The 17,900-nt window shown below is 73.3% G+C and carries 16 protein-coding genes; 8 read left to right on the forward strand and 8 right to left on the reverse strand.

The features are described from left to right. Positions 1-32 precede the first annotated feature (32 nt). Entirely contained in the window at positions 33-497 is a 465-nt protein-coding gene (locus ABT296_RS21400; protein WP_351929626.1) for a hypothetical protein, read from the reverse strand. A gap of 382 nt (positions 498-879) precedes the next feature. Here ABT296_RS21400 and ABT296_RS21405 point away from each other — a divergent pair, with 382 nt between their 5' ends. Both ABT296_RS21405 and ABT296_RS21410 read left to right on the forward strand, forming a co-directional pair. Further along, on the forward strand, positions 880-2,652 hold the full coding sequence (locus ABT296_RS21405) for an acetyl/propionyl/methylcrotonyl-CoA carboxylase subunit alpha (protein ID WP_351929628.1): 1,773 nt from the start codon (positions 880-882) through the stop codon (positions 2,650-2,652). Between the two features lie 167 nt (positions 2,653-2,819). Then, positions 2,820-3,374 carry a TetR/AcrR family transcriptional regulator gene (locus tag ABT296_RS21410; RefSeq protein WP_351929855.1) on the forward strand — a complete coding sequence of 185 codons (555 nt, stop codon included), beginning with the start codon at positions 2,820-2,822 and terminating at the stop codon, positions 3,372-3,374. 222 nt (positions 3,375-3,596) lie between these two features. On the opposite strand, the gene ABT296_RS21415 is transcribed toward ABT296_RS21410, so the two are convergent. Further along, positions 3,597-4,520, reverse strand: a complete 924-nt coding sequence (locus ABT296_RS21415; protein WP_351929630.1) for a DeoR/GlpR family DNA-binding transcription regulator — start codon at positions 4,518-4,520, stop codon at positions 3,597-3,599. Between the two features lie 190 nt (positions 4,521-4,710). Next, positions 4,711-6,159 (reverse strand): NAD(P)H-quinone dehydrogenase, encoded by a 1,449-nt coding sequence (locus ABT296_RS21420; RefSeq protein ID WP_351929632.1) that lies wholly within the window; start codon positions 6,157-6,159, stop codon positions 4,711-4,713. A gap of 96 nt (positions 6,160-6,255) precedes the next feature. Here ABT296_RS21420 and ABT296_RS21425 point away from each other — a divergent pair, with 96 nt between their 5' ends. From ABT296_RS21425 to ABT296_RS21435, 3 genes are all read left to right on the forward strand, one after another. Then, positions 6,256-6,693, forward strand: coding sequence for a gamma-glutamylcyclotransferase family protein (locus ABT296_RS21425; protein ID WP_351929634.1), 438 nt, complete (start codon positions 6,256-6,258; stop codon positions 6,691-6,693). A 115-nt stretch (positions 6,694-6,808) separates the two neighbouring features. After that, positions 6,809-7,633: a purine-nucleoside phosphorylase gene (locus ABT296_RS21430; RefSeq protein WP_351929636.1), complete on the forward strand. Its 825-nt coding sequence runs from the start codon at positions 6,809-6,811 to the stop codon at positions 7,631-7,633. Positions 7,634-7,882: 249 nt separating this feature from the next. Next, entirely contained in the window at positions 7,883-9,514 is a 1,632-nt protein-coding gene (locus ABT296_RS21435) for a phospho-sugar mutase (RefSeq protein ID WP_351929638.1), read from the forward strand. A 232-nt stretch (positions 9,515-9,746) separates the two neighbouring features. Here the strand turns inward: ABT296_RS21435 and secD are convergent, their stop codons facing one another. The 4 genes from secD to ABT296_RS21455 all read right to left on the reverse strand — a co-directional run bounded on the left by secD (position 9,747) and on the right by ABT296_RS21455 (position 14,153). Next, entirely contained in the window at positions 9,747-11,960 is a 2,214-nt protein-coding gene (secD, locus tag ABT296_RS21440; RefSeq protein WP_351929639.1) for a protein translocase subunit SecD, read from the reverse strand. 44 nt (positions 11,961-12,004) lie between these two features. After that, the gene (locus tag ABT296_RS21445) at positions 12,005-12,418 is read right to left on the reverse strand and encodes a hypothetical protein (protein WP_351929641.1); all 414 of its coding nucleotides are present in this window, start codon (positions 12,416-12,418) and stop codon (positions 12,005-12,007) included. Positions 12,419-12,540: 122 nt separating this feature from the next. After that, positions 12,541-13,200: a response regulator transcription factor gene (locus ABT296_RS21450; RefSeq protein WP_351929643.1), complete on the reverse strand. Its 660-nt coding sequence runs from the start codon at positions 13,198-13,200 to the stop codon at positions 12,541-12,543. Then, the gene (locus ABT296_RS21455) at positions 13,197-14,153 is read right to left on the reverse strand and encodes a HAMP domain-containing sensor histidine kinase (protein WP_351929645.1); all 957 of its coding nucleotides are present in this window, start codon (positions 14,151-14,153) and stop codon (positions 13,197-13,199) included. Before ABT296_RS21455 ends, ABT296_RS21450 begins: the two co-directional genes overlap by 4 nt. Positions 14,154-14,534: 381 nt before the next feature. On the opposite strand from ABT296_RS21455, the gene ABT296_RS21460 reads away from it, so the two are divergent. Genes ABT296_RS21460 through ABT296_RS21470 form a run of 3 tightly spaced genes read left to right on the forward strand, consistent with a single transcriptional unit; the run spans position 14,535 to position 16,088 of the window. Further along, entirely contained in the window at positions 14,535-14,861 is a 327-nt protein-coding gene (locus tag ABT296_RS21460) for a TraR/DksA family transcriptional regulator (protein ID WP_351929647.1), read from the forward strand. A 55-nt stretch (positions 14,862-14,916) separates the two neighbouring features. Then, the gene (locus ABT296_RS21465; RefSeq protein WP_351929649.1) at positions 14,917-15,300 is read left to right on the forward strand and encodes a TraR/DksA family transcriptional regulator; all 384 of its coding nucleotides are present in this window, start codon (positions 14,917-14,919) and stop codon (positions 15,298-15,300) included. After that, positions 15,297-16,088, forward strand: a complete 792-nt coding sequence (locus ABT296_RS21470) for a rod shape-determining protein (protein ID WP_351929651.1) — start codon at positions 15,297-15,299, stop codon at positions 16,086-16,088. The genes ABT296_RS21465 and ABT296_RS21470 overlap by 4 nt, the downstream gene beginning before the upstream one ends. 41 nt (positions 16,089-16,129) lie before the next feature. On the opposite strand, the gene ABT296_RS21475 is transcribed toward ABT296_RS21470, so the two are convergent. Next, positions 16,130-17,812, reverse strand: coding sequence for a hypothetical protein (locus ABT296_RS21475; protein ID WP_351929653.1), 1,683 nt, complete (start codon positions 17,810-17,812; stop codon positions 16,130-16,132). Between the last annotated feature and the right edge of the window lie 88 nt (positions 17,813-17,900).

Here is a 17,900-nt window from a genome sequence, read left to right on the forward strand (position 1 = left end):
GTTCCCTCAGCGGCGGCGCGGCAGGGGGCGCGTCACGCCGGTGCCGCCCCGTTCGTCGGCTCGGGGCCGCTCTCCGGGCGGGCGTCGGCCGGTGCGGCCGGCTCCGGCCGGACCTCGTACGTCATGAGCAGCAGCACGATCAGTGCCAGCACCACCATCATGAACAGGAACGCGGTCCATCCCACGAGGCCCCAGGAGAAGGCGCCGAGCAGGCCGTGCACGACCGCCGCGCTGATCAGCAGCGCCCGGCCCAGCGCCGACGCCGGCCGGTCCCGCAGGGCGACCAGCAGGGCCACCAGGCCGCACAGCGCGAAGTAGAGCCCGAAGGCGATGCCGCCGATCTTCGAGGACAGCGACATCACGTCCGGGTCGAGGCCCGCGAGGGACATGTCCTGACGGTCGACCACGACGCCCATGAACCACTGGACCGCCGCGATGCCGAACCCCTCGGCGAACAGCACGACCGCCACCACCCATGCCACCGGTCTGCGCACCACCGGCCCCCACCCACTTCCGCGGCTCCAGCGCCGTCCTAGCAGGACTGCGGTTACTCCAAGTACGTTCGAGACATCGCGAACGCTACTAACGGGTAAACCTCGGGACAAGGGTTCTGGGAGGGGCAAAGAATCATTGGGCCATTCGTAGGGACTCCACAAAGAATCGGAGTGCGGCGCGGCACGCTCTCACAGAGACCTTGACCACATCAGAGGGCTAGGGTTTCCCCGAGGAGTCCTGGTTACCGCGGTGCGACAAGGGATTTCGCGGGTCGAGCGAGCCTCGAATCACGCTCCGTGTGGGCAAGCTCACCATTGGGGACGGGTCGAAGTGCCGTGTCGGCTGTCCCTAAACTCGGCTTGTTTCAAGGAGGGAGCCTCAATCGTGCGCAAGGTGCTCATCGCCAACCGTGGCGAAATCGCTGTCCGCGTGGCCCGGGCGTGCCGGGATGCCGGTATCGCGAGCGTGGCCGTCTATGCCGACCCGGACCGGGACGCTCTGCATGTCCGCGCCGCGGATGAGGCGTTCGCCCTGGGCGGTGACACCCCGGCGACCAGCTATCTGGACATCGGCAAGGTGTTGAACGCGGCCCGTGAGTCGGGGGCGGACGCGATCCACCCCGGTTACGGGTTCCTGTCGGAGAACGCCGACTTCGCGCAGGCGGTCCTGGACGCGGACCTGATCTGGATCGGCCCGCCCCCGCAGGCGATCCGGGACCTCGGTGACAAGGTCGCCGCCCGGCACATCGCCCAGCGCGCCGGCGCCCCGCTCGTGGCGGGCACCCCCGACCCGGTCGCGGGTGCGGAGGAGGTCGTGGCGTTCGCCAAGGAGCACGGCCTGCCCATCGCGATCAAGGCCGCGTTCGGCGGCGGCGGGCGTGGCCTGAAGGTGGCCCGCACGCTGGAGGAAGTGCCGGAGCTGTACGAGTCGGCGGTGCGTGAGGCGGTCGCCGCGTTCGGCCGCGGCGAGTGCTTCGTCGAGCGCTACCTCGACAAGCCCCGCCATGTGGAGACCCAGTGCCTGGCCGACTCCCACGGCAACGTGGTCGTGGTCTCCACCCGTGACTGCTCCCTGCAGCGCCGCCACCAAAAACTCGTCGAGGAAGCCCCGGCGCCGTTCCTGTCGCAGGCGCAGGTCGAGGAGCTGTACGCGTCGTCGAAGGCCATCCTCAAGGAGGCCGGCTACGTCGGCGCCGGCACGGTGGAGTTCCTCGTCGGCATGGACGGCACGATCTCCTTCCTGGAGGTCAACACCCGCCTGCAGGTCGAGCACCCGGTCACCGAGGAGGTCGCCGGCATCGACCTGGTACGGGAGATGTTCCGCATCGCCGACGGCGAGGAACTCGGCTACGGCGACCCCGCCCTGCGCGGTCACTCCTTCGAGTTCCGCATCAACGGCGAGGACCCGGGCCGGGGCTTTCTGCCCGCCCCCGGCACCGTCACCCTCTTCGAGGCGCCCACCGGCCCCGGCGTCCGCCTGGACGCGGGCGTGGAGTCCGGCAGCGTCATCGGCCCGGCCTGGGACTCCCTGCTCGCCAAGCTGATCGTCACCGGCCGCACCCGCAGGGAAGCCCTCGAGCGGGCGGCGCGGGCGCTGGCGGAGTTCCGGGTCGAGGGCATGGCCACCGCCATCCCCTTCCACCGCGCGGTCGTCACCGACCCCGCCTTCGCCCCCGAACTGACGGGCTCCGCCGACCCGTTCACCGTCCACACCCGGTGGATCGAGACCGAGTTCGTCAACGAGACCAAGCCCTTCGCCGCCCCCGCCGACACCGAGGGCGACGAGGAATCGGGCCGGGAGACGGTCGTCGTCGAGGTCGGCGGCAAGCGCCTGGAGGTCTCCCTGCCGTCCTCGCTGGGCATGTCCCTGGCCCGCACCGGCCTCGCGGCCGGCGCCCGCCCCAAGCGCCGCGCGGCGAAGAAGTCCGGCCCCGTCGCCTCCGGCGACACCCTCGCCTCCCCGATGCAGGGCACCATCGTCAAGGTCGCCGTCGAGGAGGGCCAGGAGGTCAAGGAAGGCGACCTGATCGTCGTCCTGGAAGCCATGAAGATGGAACAGCCCCTCAACGCCCACAAGTCCGGCACCATCAAGGGCCTGTCCGCCGCGGTCGGCGGCTCCCTCACCTCCGGCGCCCCGATCTGCGAGATCAAGGACTGAGCGACACCGGCATCGGGGCGCCCGGCGGACCAAGCGGTACGGTCCGCCGGGCGCCCCGATGCCGTGGTCCGCGATGGCATCCTGAGTACAGACCCTGGCGCGGACGAGAGCAGGTGGGAGCCATGGCGGACGGCGACGCGGTGGCATCGCGGGTCGCGCCGCGCGCGATGCGTGCGGATGCCCGGCGCAACTACGACCGCCTGCTGTCCGAGGCCCGCTCCGCGTTCGCCGCGCACGGTACGGACGCCTCGCTGGAGGACGTGGCCCGCCGGGCCGGCGTCGGTATCGGCACGCTCTACCGTCACTTCCCCAACCGTCACGCCCTGCTGAGCGCGGTCTTCGAGGACGCGGTGAGCGATCTGCTCGCCCGGGCCCGTGAACTGGGCGGGGCGGCGGAGCCGTGCACGGCCCTGGTGACCTGGCTGCGCGAGATGGTCGAGCACGCGGTGGAGTACCGGGGCCTGTCCCGGGCCCTGATGTCGGTGACGAACAACAACGGTTCGGCCCTGTCCCGATGCAGCGACCCGATCCGCGAAGCAGGCACGACCCTACTGACCCGAGCCCAGCAACAGGGCACGATCCGCAACGACGTGGCCATCACCGACCTGCTCCAACTGACCCACGCCATCGCTCTGGCAGCAGAGGAATCCCCAGGAGACCCCCACCTGACCGACCGACTCCTCAACCTAACCCTCAAGGGCCTGAAACCAGCCCACCCCTAGCCCGAGCCAACCAACCCCGCCCGGGCAAACCCACCCAGCCGACCAACCCCGCCCGGGCAAACCCACCTAGGGGCGCGGGGAACTGCGCGACAAGCCACGACGGCGCCGCACAAACCCCCAACACGCACCCCCACTCACCCAGGGGCGCGGGGAACTGCGCGACCAGCCACAACAGGCGCCGCACCCAACACACAACCCCCCTGCCACATCACAGCGAAGCGCTCAGCGACGCCGCAAATCAGCCACCCGAGCCCGCTCGGCCCCCGGGACAGGCTCCCGCTCCCTCTCCCCCAGCACCGTGGACCGAATCCCCGGCGCCGCCCGCCGAGGGCCCGGCACCGCCCGAGCCCTCCGCGCCGCCGGAACCTCATCTCCCCCCTGCCCCCCACTCGCCCCGGCCACGGCGATCTGCACCCCCTGATCGGCAAGGGCCTGCAGCTCGGTCTGGGCGCGGTCGTCATGCCCCGGCGGCTCGTCGGTTACCAGCCGCGTGATCACATCCGTGGGCACGGTCTGGAACATCGTGTCCGTACCGAGCTTGGTGTGATCGGCGAGCACGACGACCTCCGCCGCCGCCTGCACCAGCGCCCGGTCGACGGACGCCGAGAGCATGTTGGACGTGGAGAGACCGCGCTCGGCGGTGAGCCCGCTCCCGGACAGGAAGGCCCGGGAGACCCGCAGCCCCTGCAGGGACTGCTCCGCGCCGGAGCCGACGAGGGCGTAGTTGGAACCGCGGAGGGTACCGCCGGTCATCACGACCTCCACGCGGTTGGCGTGGGCCAGCGCCTGGGCCACCAGCAGGGAGTTGGTGACGACGGTCAGACCGGGCACCCGGGCCAGCCGGCGGGCCAGCTCCTGGGTGGTCGTACCGGCCCCGACCACGATGGCCTCGCCCTCTTCGACGAAGTTCGCGGCGAGGTCGGCGATGGCCGTCTTCTCGGCGGTCGCGAGATGTGACTTCTGCGGAAAGCCGGACTCCCGCGTGAACCCGCCCGGCAATACCGCACCGCCATGCCGGCGGTCGAGGAGTCCTTCTGCCTCCAGAGCGCGCACGTCCCGCCGTACGGTCACTTCGGAGGTCTGGACGACGCGGGCGAGTTCACGGAGCGACACGGCCCCGTTCGCTCGCACCATTTCGAGGATCAATTGGCGACGTTCTGCAGCGAACACGAAACTGACAGTAACCCCAACGACCGTCTGGTTTCAGCAGTTTGCGCCGAATTACAGAAGTTGTTCGCACGGTGATACGGGAAGTGGTATAGGGCTTAACCCGGGCGCCTATGCCGTACGCATGCTCGACAACTCCCCGTGACCAGCGGGGAGTCGGTTCGAGCCGTCAGCCCTCGCCGCCGGCCTTGCGGGTGTGCAGCTGCCGTGCGACCTCGGCGATCGACCCCGAAAGAGACGGGTACACGGTGAACGCGTTCGCGATCTGTTCGACCGTCAGATTGTTGTCGACGGCGATCGAGATCGGATGGATGAGTTCCGAGGCGCGGGGCGCCACGACCACACCGCCGACCACGATGCCGGTGCCGGGGCGGCAGAAGATCTTGACGAAGCCGTCCCGGATGCCCTGCATCTTGGCGCGCGGGTTGCGCAGCAGGGGCAGCTTGACCACGCGCGCGTCGATCTTGCCGGCGTCCACGTCCGCCTGGCTGTAGCCGACGGTGGCGATCTCGGGGTCGGTGAAGACGTTCGAGGAGACCGTCTTGAGGTTCAGCGGGGCGACCGCGTCACCGAGGAAGTGGTACATCGCGATCCGGCCCTGCATCGCGGCGACGGAGGCGAGTGCGAAGACGCCGGTGACGTCGCCGGCCGCGTACACGCCGGGGGCGGTGGTGCGGGAGACCTTGTCGGTCCAGATGTGGCCGGAGTCGCGGAGCCTGACGCCGGCCTCCTCCAGGCCCAGTCCGGCGCTGTTCGGGATGGCGCCGACGGCCATCAGACAGTGCGAGCCGGTGATGACGCGGCCGTCGGCGAGGGTGACCTCGACGCGGTCGCCGACGCGCTTGGCGGCGGCGGCGCGGGAACGGGCCATGACGTTCATGCCGCGGCGGCGGAAGACGTCCTCCAGGACGGCGGCGGCGTCCGGGTCCTCGCCCGGCAGCACCCGGTCGCGGGAGGAGACGAGGGTCACCTTGGAGCCGAGTGCCTGGTAGGCGCCGGCGAACTCGGCGCCGGTCACACCGGAACCGACCACGATGAGTTCCTCGGGCAGTTCGTCGAGGTCGTAGACCTGCGTCCAGTTGAGGATGCGCTCGCCGTCGGGCTGGGCGTCCGGCACCTCGCGCGGGTGGCCGCCGGTGGCGATGAGGACGGCGTCGGCGACGAGGGTCTCCTCGGTGCCGTCGGCCGCGGCGACGACCACCTTGCGGGAGCCGTCGAGGGCCTGCATGCCGTCGAGCCGGGCCCGGCCGCGCATGACGCGGGCGCCCGCACGGGTGACGGCGGCGGTGATGTCGTGCGACTGGGCGAGCGCGAGCCGCTTCACCCGGCGGTTGACCTTGCCGAGGTCCACGCCGACGACCCGGGCGGGCGTGTCGACGTGCGGGGTGTCGTCGGCGACGATGATGCCCAGCTCCTCGTAGGAGGAGTCGAAGGTGGTCATCACCTCGGCCGTGGCGATCAGGGTCTTCGACGGCACGCAGTCGGTGAGCACCGACGCCCCGCCCAGACCGTCGCAGTCGACGACGGTCACCTCCGCGCCGAGCTGAGCGGCGACCAGCGCCGCTTCGTATCCGCCGGGTCCGCCACCGATGATCACGATCCGAGTCACGTACTCCATTGTCCCGCACGCGCCCCGGTGCTCCTGCCCAGGGGCCCTCCCGAGACCCCACTGTTACGGGAGGGACGGCCGTTGCGCCTGCCGTACCCTCTCCCCATGTCGCTCTACGCCGCCTACGCCGGCAACCTCGACGCCCGGCTGATGACGCGCCGCGCCCCGCATTCGCCGTTGCGCGCCACCGGCTGGCTGAACGGGTGGCGGCTGACCTTCGGCGGTGAGCAGATGGGCTGGGAGGGCGCCCTGGCGACGCTCGCCGAGGACGCCGATTCGCAGGTCTTCGTCGCGCTGTACGACATCGCCCCCATGGACGAGGAGTCGCTGGACCGCTGGGAGGGCGTGGGCCTCGGGGTGTACCGCCGGACCCGGGTGAGGGTGCTCACCCTGGACGGCGAGGCGTCGGCCTGGACGTACGTCCTCAACGGCTACGAGGGCGGCCTGCCCTCGGCCCGCTACCTGGGTGAGGTCGCCGACGCGGCGGAGTCCGCGGGCGCGCCCCACGACTATGTGATGGAGCTGCGCAAACGGCCCTGCTGAGGCCCGCAGCGGGCGGGTCGGCGTGTCCTCTTCGTCGGAAACAACAAGACAACGATCGCCATCCCGTGGGCTCTGTCATCTACGCGCGTAGGCATTGACCGGCTACCCTCGTCGCGTGAACGCATCTCTTCTTCCGGACGACATCCAGGGCGACCCCTACGCCGCCGCCGACGCCGCCGCCGTTCGCCTGCGCGAACTGACGGGCGCCGAGACCCACGACGTCGCCCTCGTGATGGGCTCCGGCTGGGCTCCGGCCGTGGACGCGCTCGGCGCCCCCGACGCGGAGTTCCAGGTCACCGAGCTGCCCGGGTTCCCGCCGCCCGCGGTCGCCGGCCACGGCGGCAAGGTCCGCTCGTACCGGATCGGCGACAAGCGTGCGCTGGTCTTCCTCGGCCGTACGCACTACTACGAGGGCCGGGGCGTGGCCGCGGTCGCGCACGGGGTGCGGACCGCGGTCGCCGCGGGCTGCAAGACGGTCGTGCTGACCAACGGCTGCGGCGGTCTGCGGGAGGGCATGCGGCCGGGTCAGCCGGTGCTGATCAGCGACCACATCAACCTGACCGCGACGTCGCCGATCGTGGGCGCGAACTTCGTGGACCTGACGGACCTGTACTCGCCGCGGCTGCGGGCGCTGTGCAAGGAGATCGACGGGACGCTGGAGGAGGGTGTCTACGCCCAGTTCCCCGGCCCGCACTACGAGACCCCGGCGGAGATCCGGATGGCTCGGGTCATCGGGGCGGACCTGGTGGGGATGTCGACGGTGCTGGAGGCCATCGCGGCGCGGGAGGCGGGGGCCGAGGTGCTGGGGATCTCGCTGGTGACGAATCTCGCCGCGGGGATGACGGGGGAGCCCCTCAACCACGAGGAGGTCCTCCAGGCCGGCCGTGACAGTGCCACCCGGATGGGTGAGCTGCTGACGCGGGTGCTGGACCGGCTGTAACGGCTCTCAGTCGCCCCCGCCGCCCCTTCCCGTCCCGACCCCAGGGGGCTCCGCCCCCTGACCCCCGCTCCTCAAACGCCGGAGGGGCTGAATTCAGCCGCAACCGGCACTTTCAGCCCGTCCGGCGATTGAGGACGAGGCCCCTTCAGGGCCGAACGGGGGTCCGGGGGCGGAGCCCCCGGGGTCGGGACGGGAAGGGGCGGCGGGGGCGGAAGACATCACTCGAACACACCGAGAGGTTGACCCGTCGTGCACGACGATCTCATCGCCCGGGCCGAGGCGTGGCTGGCCGAGGACCCCGACCCGGAGACCCGGACCGAACTCGCCGGGCTCATCGAGACCGGCGACGTCACCGAACTCACCGCCCGCTTCGCCGGCACCCTCCAGTTCGGCACCGCCGGCCTCCGCGGCGAACTCGGCGCCGGCCCGATGCGCATGAACCGCACCGTCGTGATCCGCGCCGCCGCCGGCCTCGCCGCGTACCTCAAGGCCGAGGGCAGCTCCGGCGGCCTCGTCGTCATCGGCTACGACGCCCGGCACAAGTCGGAGGAGTTCGCCCGCGACACCGCGGCCGTGATGACCGGCGCCGGCCTCCGGGCCGCCGTACTCCCCCGCCCGCTGCCGACCCCCGTCCTGGCCTTCGCCATAAGGCACCTCGGCGCGGTCGCCGGGGTCGAGGTCACCGCGAGCCACAACCCGCCCCGCGACAACGGCTACAAGGTCTACCTCGGCGACGGCTCCCAGATCGTGCCGCCCGCCGACGCCAAGATCGCCGCCGAGATCGACGCGGTCGCCTCCCTCGCCGACGTCCCCCGCCCCTCCGACGGCTGGGAGACCCTCGACGACAGCGTCCTGGACGCCTACCTCGCCCGCACCGACGCGGTCCTCGCCGCGGACTCCCCGCGTACCGCCCGCACGGTGTACACGGCCATGCACGGCGTCGGCAAGGACGTCCTGCTCGCCGCGTTCGCCCGGGCCGGGTTCCCGGCGCCGGAGCTGGTCGCCGAGCAGGCCGAGCCGGACCCGGAGTTCCCCACCGTCGCCTTCCCCAACCCGGAAGAGCCCGGCGCGATGGACCTCTCCTTCGCCAAGGCCCGCGAGACGGCCCCCGACCTCGTCATCGCCAACGACCCGGACGCCGACCGCTGTGCCGTGGCCGTCCCGGACGGCGGCGACTGGCGGATGCTGCGCGGCGACGAGGTCGGCGCGCTGCTCGCGGCGCACCTGGTCCGGCGCGGCGCGCGCGGCACGTTCGCCGAGTCCATCGTCTCCTCCTCGCTGCTCGGGCGGATCGCCGGGAAGGCGGGTCTGCCGTACGAGGAGACCCTCACCGGGTTCAAGTGGATCGCCCGTGTCGAGGGCCTGCGCTACGGCTACGAGGAGGCCCTCGGCTACTGCGTCGACCCCGACGGGGTGCGGGACAAGGACGGCATCACGGCCGCGCTGCTCGTCGCCGAGCTGGCCTCCGAGCTGAAGGAGCGGGGCCGGACCCTGCTGGATCTCCTCGACGACCTCGCCGTGGAGCACGGCCTGCACGCCACCGACCAGCTCTCGGTGCGGGTGGAGGACCTGTCGGTCATCGCGGACGCCATGAGCAGGCTGCGTGAGCGGCCGCCGGCCGAGCTGGCGGGTCTCGCGGTCACCCGTGCCGAGGACCTGACGCGGGGCACGGACCGGCTGCCGCCCACGGACGGCCTGCGCTACACCCTGGACGGGGCCCGGGTCATCGTCCGCCCCAGCGGCACCGAGCCCAAGCTCAAGTGCTACCTGGAGGTCGTGGTCCCGGTCACCGACCACTCCGCCCTCCCGGCGGCCCGGAAGCGAGCGAGCGAACTGCTCACCGCAATCAAGCAGGACCTGTCAACAGCAGCCGGCATCTGATCCAACCCCCGAACCGGCACTTTCTCCGCCCCCGCCGCCCCTTCCCGTCCCGACCCAGGGGGCTCCGCCCCCTGACCCCCGCTCCTCAAACGCCGGAGGGGCTGAATTCAGCCGCAACCGGCACTTTCAGCCCGTCCGGCGATTGAGGACGAGGCCCTTTCGGGGCCGAACGGGGGTCCGGGGGCGGAGCCCCCGGGGTCGGGACGGGAAGGGGCGGCGGGGGCGGAAGACGTCACCTTCGGTCGTGGAACTCGATGGCAAGCGGCAGGGCGGTGAAGAGGGACGAGTACGTGCCTACCGCCAGTCCGATCAGGAGCGCGAGGGCGAAGTCCGTCAGGGAGTCGCCGCCGAGTACGACCAGCGCGGTGACGATGAAGGCCGCGCCCATACCGGTGTGGACGGTCCGGGGCAGGGTCTGCAGCAGCGCCTGGTCGGCGATGCGGGACAGGGGTGCCGTACGGTCTCGGCGGCTGAGTTCGCGGACGCGGTCGAAGACCACGACGGAGTCGTTGACCGAGTAGCCGATGACGGTCAGGAGCGCGGCGAGGAAGACACCGTCCACCGGTTTGTCCAGCCAGGCGAAGACGCCGACGAGGATCACCACGTCATGGGCGAGCGCGGCGACCGCCGCGGTGCCGAGCAGCGGGCGGAACCGTGCCGCGAGGTAGACGAGCTGGGCGCCCAGGGCCACGGCGAGGGCGATCAGGGCGCCCCGGCGCAGCTCGTCGCCGAGGCTCGGGCCGACGGCCTCGTCGCGGAGCTTCTCCGCGCCGCCGCTCAGTCCCCGGACCACGTCGGTGATCTCCGCGGCCCGCGCGTCGGTGAGCGGCCCCGTCCGCACGGTGACCAGGCCGTCGCCGGAGGACTGCACGACGGCCTGCGGGAACCCGGCGTCGGCGAGTGCGGCGCGAGCCCGGTCGGGCCCGGCCGGGGCGGCGTACTCGATGAGGCGGCCGCCGGTGAACTCGACGCCGAGGTCGAGCCCGCGCAGGGCGATCCCGGAGCCGGCCAGCACCAGCGCGACCGCGGAGACGGCCAGCCAGCGGCGGGGCCGGCGCAGCAGCCGGGGGCGGGCCCGGGCGAGGCGGGCGCGGACGGCGCCGGTGTGCGCGATGCCGGTGAGACGGGGCCGGCGGCGCAGCGCGGGGCGTGCCACGGCGTACTCGGCGAGTGCGCGGGTGACCACCAGCGCGCTGAACATGGAGGCGAGGACGCCGATGCCCAGGGTGACGCCGAAGCCCTTCACGGGCCCGGAGGCCAGCAGGAACAGCAGGCCGGCGGCGATGAGGGTGGTGACGTTGGAGTCGGCGATCGCCCCGAAGGCGCCGCGGAACCCGGCGGCCAGGGACGAGCGCGCGGTGGGCCGGTGGCGTACGGCGTACTCCTCGCGGGCGCGTTCGAAGACGAGGACGTTGGCGTCCACGGCCATGCCGATGGCCAGCACGAACCCGGCGAGTCCGGGCAGGGTGAGGGTGGCGCCGAGGGCGGCCAGGGCGGCGTAGGAGATCAGGCCGTAGCAGGCCAGGGCGACGGTGGCGAGGACGCCGACGAGCCGGTAGACGGCGATGACGAACAGGGCGGTCAGGGCGGTGCCGACGGCGGCGGCCCAGGCGCTCGCCTCGATGGCCCGCTCCCCCAGGGTGGCGCCGACGGTGCGCTGTTCGACGGTCTCGACCGGTACCGGCAGGGCCCCGCCGTTGATGAGCAGGGCCAGTTCGCGTGCCTCGTCGGCGTCGAAGGAGCCGGTGATCAGGGTGGAGCCGCCGCCGATGCCGGTGCGGCAGCCGACCGAGGGGTCGACCTGCGGCGAGGAGATGATCCGGTCGTCGAGGGCGATGGCGACGCGGCGGGCCGGGTCTCCCACCGGTTGGCAGGCGGCCTCTCCGGTGAGGCGGGCCCAGCCGGACCGGCCGGAGTCCTTGAAGTCGAGGGTGACGTGCCAGCCGGCGCCGCCGGCGGGGTCGAGGCGGGCGGCCGCCTCCTCGACGTCGTCGCCGGTCAGGAGGGGCGCCTGGAGACGCAGGGGGCGGCCGGTCTCGTCGGGGAGGACCTGTGCGCGGGGCCGCTTGGGCAGGGGGTGCTGCGGGTCGTCGCCCGTGCCGAGCACCTGGTGGAAGGAGAGCTGGGCGGTGCGGCCGAGGACGGCGGCGGCCTCGGCCGGGTCCTGGACGCCGGGCAGGTCGACGACGATCCGGTCGTCCCCGGAGCGGGTGACGGTGGGTTCGGTGACGCCGAGGGCGTCGATGCGGCCGCGCAGCACTTCGGCGGTGCGGTCGGTGACCTCGCCGTCCGTCGCCGCGGTGTCGGCGGGCCGGGTCTCCAGCACGATGCGGGTACCGCCCCGCAGGTCGAGCCCGAGGTCGACGGGGACGGTCAGGGTGACGTAGAGGGACAGGGCTACGGCGACGAGGGCGAGCAGCCCCCGTACGCGCGGACGTCGTTTCACACGGGCCTCCGGCAGGCACGCCGCGGCCAGGTGGGTGACCGCGGTCAGGGGAAGGGGGTGGTGGTGACTTCGGTGCCTGGAGGTGGAGGGGGTGCCCGCAGCGGGTGCCGGGCCGCCTTCCGCGTGGGGCGGGGTGCCGGGGGCTGCTGGGAGGGTGTGACGGCGGGCGCGTGCGGGCCGGCGGTCGTGCGGCGGGCGGGGACCGTGGCGGGGCCGGGCGGGGAGGGGCGCTCACCGGTGTCGCGGGCGGTGAGGGCGGTGAGGCTTCGGAGTGCGGCGGCGGTGTCGTCGGCGCGGAGGGCCTGGTCGGCGTAGGGAGCGGCCCCGGCCCACGACGGGGAGCGTTCGTGCCGTCCGGCGTGGGCCGGGGCGGCGAGCAGGGCCGTCAGCAGGGCGAGGAGTGCGGTGATCGCCGCTGCGGCGCGCAGGCCGGGGGCGGTGTGCGTGGAGCGTGTCATGCCGGGCCGTCCCCTCCTCGGTGCGTGCCGGTGCCGGTGCGGTGATGGGCGTGATGGGCGTGATGAGCCTCAAGGCCCCGGCCGGGGAGTGGGCAGCCGGGGCCTTGAGGCGGTCGGGAGGATCAGGGCTCGATCAGGCCGGCCCGGATCGCGTAGCGGGTGAGTTCCAGCCGGTCGCGCAGGCCGAGCTTGTGCAGGAGGTTCGCCCGGTGCCGGTGGACGGTCTTGATGCTGATGAAGAGCATCTCGGCGATCTCCTTGGAGGAGTGGCCCTCCGCCACCAGCTTGAGCACCTCCTCCTCGCGGACGGTCAGCACCCGGTCGGGGGGTTCCTCGCCGTGGCGGACCCGGTCGAGGTAGTTGCGGATGAGGGCGGTGACCGCGCCCGGGTAGAGGAACGGCTCGTCGCGCATGGCCGACCGGCAGGCGGCGACCAGGTCGCGGTCGGCCACGGACTTCAGTACGTATCCGCTGGCGCCGGCCTTGAGCGCCTGGAAGAAGTACTGCTCGTTGTCGTGCATGGTCAGCATCAGCACCTTCAGGCCCGGCCTGATGCCGACGAGTTCCCGCGCGGCCTGGAGGCCGGTCATACGGGGCATGGCGACGTCCAGCACGGCGAGGTCGACGTCGTGGGTGCGGGCCAGGCCGACGGCCTCGGCGCCGTCACCGGCCTCGGCGACGACCTCCAGATCCGGTTCGCGTTCGAGGATGAGGCGCACCCCGCGGCGGACCAGCGCGTGGTCGTCGGCGAGGAGGATGCGGACCTTGGGCGGCTGGGTCATGGTGACGGCTTTCTGGGGACGGGCACGGTCAGTCGGATCCGTGTGCCGGCCCCGGGTCGGGAGGTGATCTCCAGCGTGGCCCCGACCAGCAGGGCCCGCTCACGCATGCCGCGGATGCCGGCGCCCTCGCGCGGGACGCCGGTGCCGCGGCCGTCGTCGACGACCGAGAGGACCACCGTTCCCGTGCCGTGGTGCAGGCTCACCTCGACATGGCCCGCCTCGGCGTGCCGGGCGGCGTTGGTGAGCGCCTCCTGGGCCACGCGGTAGAGCACCAGCTCCGTCTGGTCGTCCAGGGCGGGCAGGTCGGTGTCGAAGCTGCGCCGCACCCGCAGGCCGGCGTGGGTGGCGAACTCGGTGGTCAGCGAGGTGAGGGCGCTGATCAGCCCGAGGTCGTCCAGGACGCCCGGGCGGAGCCGGCGGACCAGGCGGCGGACCTCGTCCAGGCTCTCCCGGGTGATCTCCTGGGCCTGTCTCAGCTCACCGCGCAGGGGCTCGTGCGCCTCGTCGGCCGCGCGCTCCAGGCCGAGCAGGATCGCGGTCATGCTCTGGCCGACCTCGTCGTGGAGGTCCTGGGCGATACGGCGGCGTTCGCCCTCCTGGGCGAGCAGGACGCGTGCGCTGCTGGTGGCCCGTTCGTGCTCCAGGCGGGCGAGCATGGCGTTGAAGGTGCGGACCAGTTCGGCGATCTCCCCGCGGCCGTTCTCGGGCAGCCGGTGTCCGGGGCGCAGCAGATCGACGGTGGTCATCAGCTTGGTGAGCCGGTCCAGTGGGGCCAGTCCGATCCGCAGCAGGGCGGCGTTGGCGACCAGCATCACGGCGAGGCCCGCCACGAGGATGACCGCCTCGGTGAGCACGACCGGTACGGAGACGGTCACCGGAGCCCACAGCAGCAGCGCGGTGGCGGTGCTCAGCACCACCGCGTTGAGAGCGAAGATCCGCCAGAACAAGGACACCGGGGTGACGCCTTCCTATGTGACACGGCTCTGTGTCTCCACTGTCGGTCACCGCGCACTCCTGGCGTGAACCGCTGTCGCCGGTCCCGACCGGCTCGCGGCTCCAGGCTGCCCTGCCCCGCACAGGGCCGTCGATGGGGCGCAGGCCCCATTTCCGGGGCGTGTCGTGCCCAGGGCCGGATGGGCGGCGGGACCCGGCACAGATGGGTATCGGACCCGATGGGATTCGCGCGGCGCTTCGGCCACGGTGGGAGCAGCGGGCCGGCCGTTCCCCCCGGTCGGCCCGTCGAGGGCGACGGCCGGGGCCTCCCGTGCCGCGCCCTCGACGTACGCCCCTGTGGTGCCGTACGCCCCCGTTGCGGAGAGAAGGAAGGTCGCACCATGTCGCTCGACACGCCGCGCGCCGAAGCCCGTCCCGAGCGTCTGCCCGCGCACGACGTCCACCAGCGCCTCGAACACGAGCGGAACGCGCGGCTGACGCAGCTGCGGGCCGTCGGTGAGGCCGGGCCGAGCGCCGACGAGCACATGATGTCGGCGCAGCGGGAGACCATCGAGCGGGTCCTCAAGGAGATCGACGACGCGTTCACGCGCGTCGAGGACGGCAGCTACGGGGTCTGCCGGGGCTGCGAGCGGACCATCCCGGTGGAGCGGCTGGAGATCCTGCCGTACACCCGGTTCTGCGTGCCCTGCCAGCGGACCGGGGTCTGACCTCCGGGCCCCGCCCGCCCGTTCCGCCGTCTCCCGCGTCCCGAGGGGTGAAGTGATGAACCGCCGTACCGTCGCCGACCACGGCACGTCGTCCCTGTCCGCCGAGGACCTCGCCGCGCTCCGCGAGAACCTGCACGAGCAGCGGCTGTTCCGCCAGGAGCAGTTGCGGCAGATCGCCGGTGCCGCGTGCGTCGCCGCGGGCCGCGCGGAGGGGCCGTCCGACGAGGGGGCCGCGTCCCTGACCGAGGTACGGGAGAAGCTCGCCGCGTCGGCCCGTATGGTCCTGGCCGATGTGGAGGCCGCGCTCTCCCGGATGGACCAGGGCCGGTACGGGGCCTGTCGGCTGTGCCGGCGGCCCGTCGCCCGGGAACGGCTGATGATCGTGCCGCAGGCCCGCTACTGCGCCCGCTGCCAGCAGGTGCGGGAGGCCGACCGATGACCACGGCACCGGCCTCCTGGCACCTCCCCCGGCCCCGGCGGCTCGGGTGTTCGGGCCTCGCCCTCGACCTGGGCAGCTCCCGCACGCGGGCCTGGATCGCGGGCCGGCGGGGTGTCCTCGACATGCCCACGGTGACGTTCCCCGGCGACGGTGACATCCACCCGGTCCGGCGCGGGGTGATCGTCGACACCCCGGGTACGGCCCTCATGCTCGACCGGATGCTCGGCCACCGCATGCCCCGGTTCGGCCGGCGCGTGATCGTGCTGACCGCTCCGGTGCTCGGCGGGAACGCCTTCCGGGCCGCGGCCCGCGCCGCGGTGGAGGTCCTCGGGCCGCGGACCGTGCTGACCGTCCCGGCCCCGCGCGCCGTGGCCATGGCGGCCGGCGCCGACCAGTCCCGTCCCCTGCTCGTCGTCGACCTCGGAGCCCACCTCACCGAGGTGGCGCTCCTCGTCGACGGCGCGGTGACCGACGCCCGGCACACCGCGCTGGGTACCGGGGACCTGGACGGCTCCACCCCGCCCGCCCGGATCGTCGACGCGGTGGTCGCCATGGTGACCGCGATGCTGGCGGAGGACTCCACGTCCCAGGTCTTCGACGCCCTGCGGGCGGGCGCGCTGCTGGCCGGCGGCGGCGCCCTGCGCCCCGACCTGACCTACCGCCTCGCCGACCGGCTGCACGCCCCCGTCAGCCCCGTGCCGGCCCCGCACACCGCGGCGGTACGCGGCGCCGCCAAGCTCCTGCTGGCCGCGACCACCCACCCCTCGGCGGCCCCGCCCCATCCTTGATCAGGCGCGCCCCGCCGCTTCCTTGAGAAGGCGCGCCCCGCCTACATCCCCGCCCGCGCCACGACGACCGCCGCGGTCCAGCCTGCCGCGAGGAGCAGCGCCCAGGGCCACAGCGCGCGTCCGCGCCCCCGCTCGTCGCTTTCGGCCGTGGGCCGCAGTTCCGGGTCGGTGCGCAGGGCGGTGAGCCGGGCCGCCGTCCGGACGTAGGGGTGGGTCAGCCCGCGCCGCCGCTCCAGCCACTTCCAGCGGGGCGCGGAGACCGCCCAGTGGCCCCCGCCCCGCCATCGCAGCCGCAGCTCCAGCGACTGGGCCCGGGCCAGGCGGAAGTCGTCCCAGGGGACGTGGGTCGCGCTGAACAGCCCGTTGATCCACAGCCCGGTCCGGTCGGCGGTGATGCGCCAGCCCACCTTCACGGGCAGCCGGGCCGCTCCGGCCACACCCACCAGGACCACCAGCGCCGTCTCCCAGAGCGGGGTCCCGGGGTCCGTGAAGGTGCCCCAGCCCAGCCAGACAGCCCACTGCGCGAGCAGCAGCGCCGCGAGCAGGTCCAGCCACCCCGCACGCCAGGTCAGCACGGCCTTCGGGGCGATCGTCACGTCCTGGACGGCCGCCCGGTCCCCGGGTGCGGCCGTCACACCCTCGCCGGACATCCGGTGACCGGGGGCGGCCGTCACACCCTCGCCGGCCACCGGTGACTCGGACGCGGACCGGTCCGCCAGCGGTCGTACGGGGCCGCTGGAGCGCTCCACGACGGGCGGCCCGTCGGGGTCCTCGTCGGCGCTGACGATCACGATCTCGGCGCCGTCGTAGGGCGCCCCGTAGAGCACGGCCTCCCGCAGCGGACCGGGCTCGTCGTCGTCGAGCGCGTCGAGGAGGGCCTCGGCGGTGTCCTCGTCGAGCTCGCCCTCGTCGGCCTCGTCGGCCTCGCCGGGTTCCGCTTCGTCCTCGTCGAGGTCCAGCGGCATCGCGGACACGATGAACAGCGGGCGCAGCGCGTCCACGTCGTCGGCGGCGAACACCTCGGTACGGGCCGCCGGGTCGTCCCGTACGAGCACGCGCAGCACCGGCGCAGGTCGCGACCGCAGCCGTGCGGCCCGGCTCCGTCCGAGCGCGGCGGAGGCGAGCGCGGTGAGCCCGAGGCCCGCCAGCAGGAATCCCGGGGCGGCCCAGACCCCGCCGAGGGCGGCCGCCGCCCAGCCGACGGCCAGCGCCAGCAGGCCGCCCGTGCCGAGCCACACCCCCCGTCGCAGCGACAGGTGCGCGCCGGGCACGGGCGCGGTGACGTCCCCGGCGGCGGTCAGCGCGGCCGCCCGCTGGCGTCGGCGCGTCCACAGCCGGGTCTCGGCGAGGGCGAGGGTGACGGCGGCGAACAGTACGGCCGCCACGAGGGCGGGCCGGCCCGCCTCCTCCAGCACGGCGACGGTCACCAGTCCGGGCGCGGCGAGCCGCAGCAGTTCGGGCCGCAGCACCACCCACAGGACCTGGAGCGGCAGCAGCGCGGCGAGATACGGCTCCACCCCGGCGAGCCCGAGGGCGAGCGACACTCCGACCAGGGCGAAGGTGACGAGCTCGCCGTGGCGCCCGTACACCCGGGCGGGGACCCAGCGGGGCGGCAGTGCCCGGGTCCACCGGCGGGCCTGCTCGCCGCTCCAGGGCAGACAGCCGTCGGGCACGGCGGAGCCGGGCAGGGTCCGGGGCAACGGCGGCTGAACTTGAGTACTCATCGCTGGTCAGACACCCGTACGAACGAATTGGTTGCGAAGGAGACGCGGCTCACCGGTGCCGTCGGCGGCACGGGAACCAGCCGGAGTG

It is taken from the genome of Streptomyces sp. NPDC000983, assembly GCF_040299205.1.
In the GTDB taxonomy this organism is placed as follows: Bacteria; Actinomycetota; Actinomycetes; order Streptomycetales; family Streptomycetaceae; genus Streptomyces.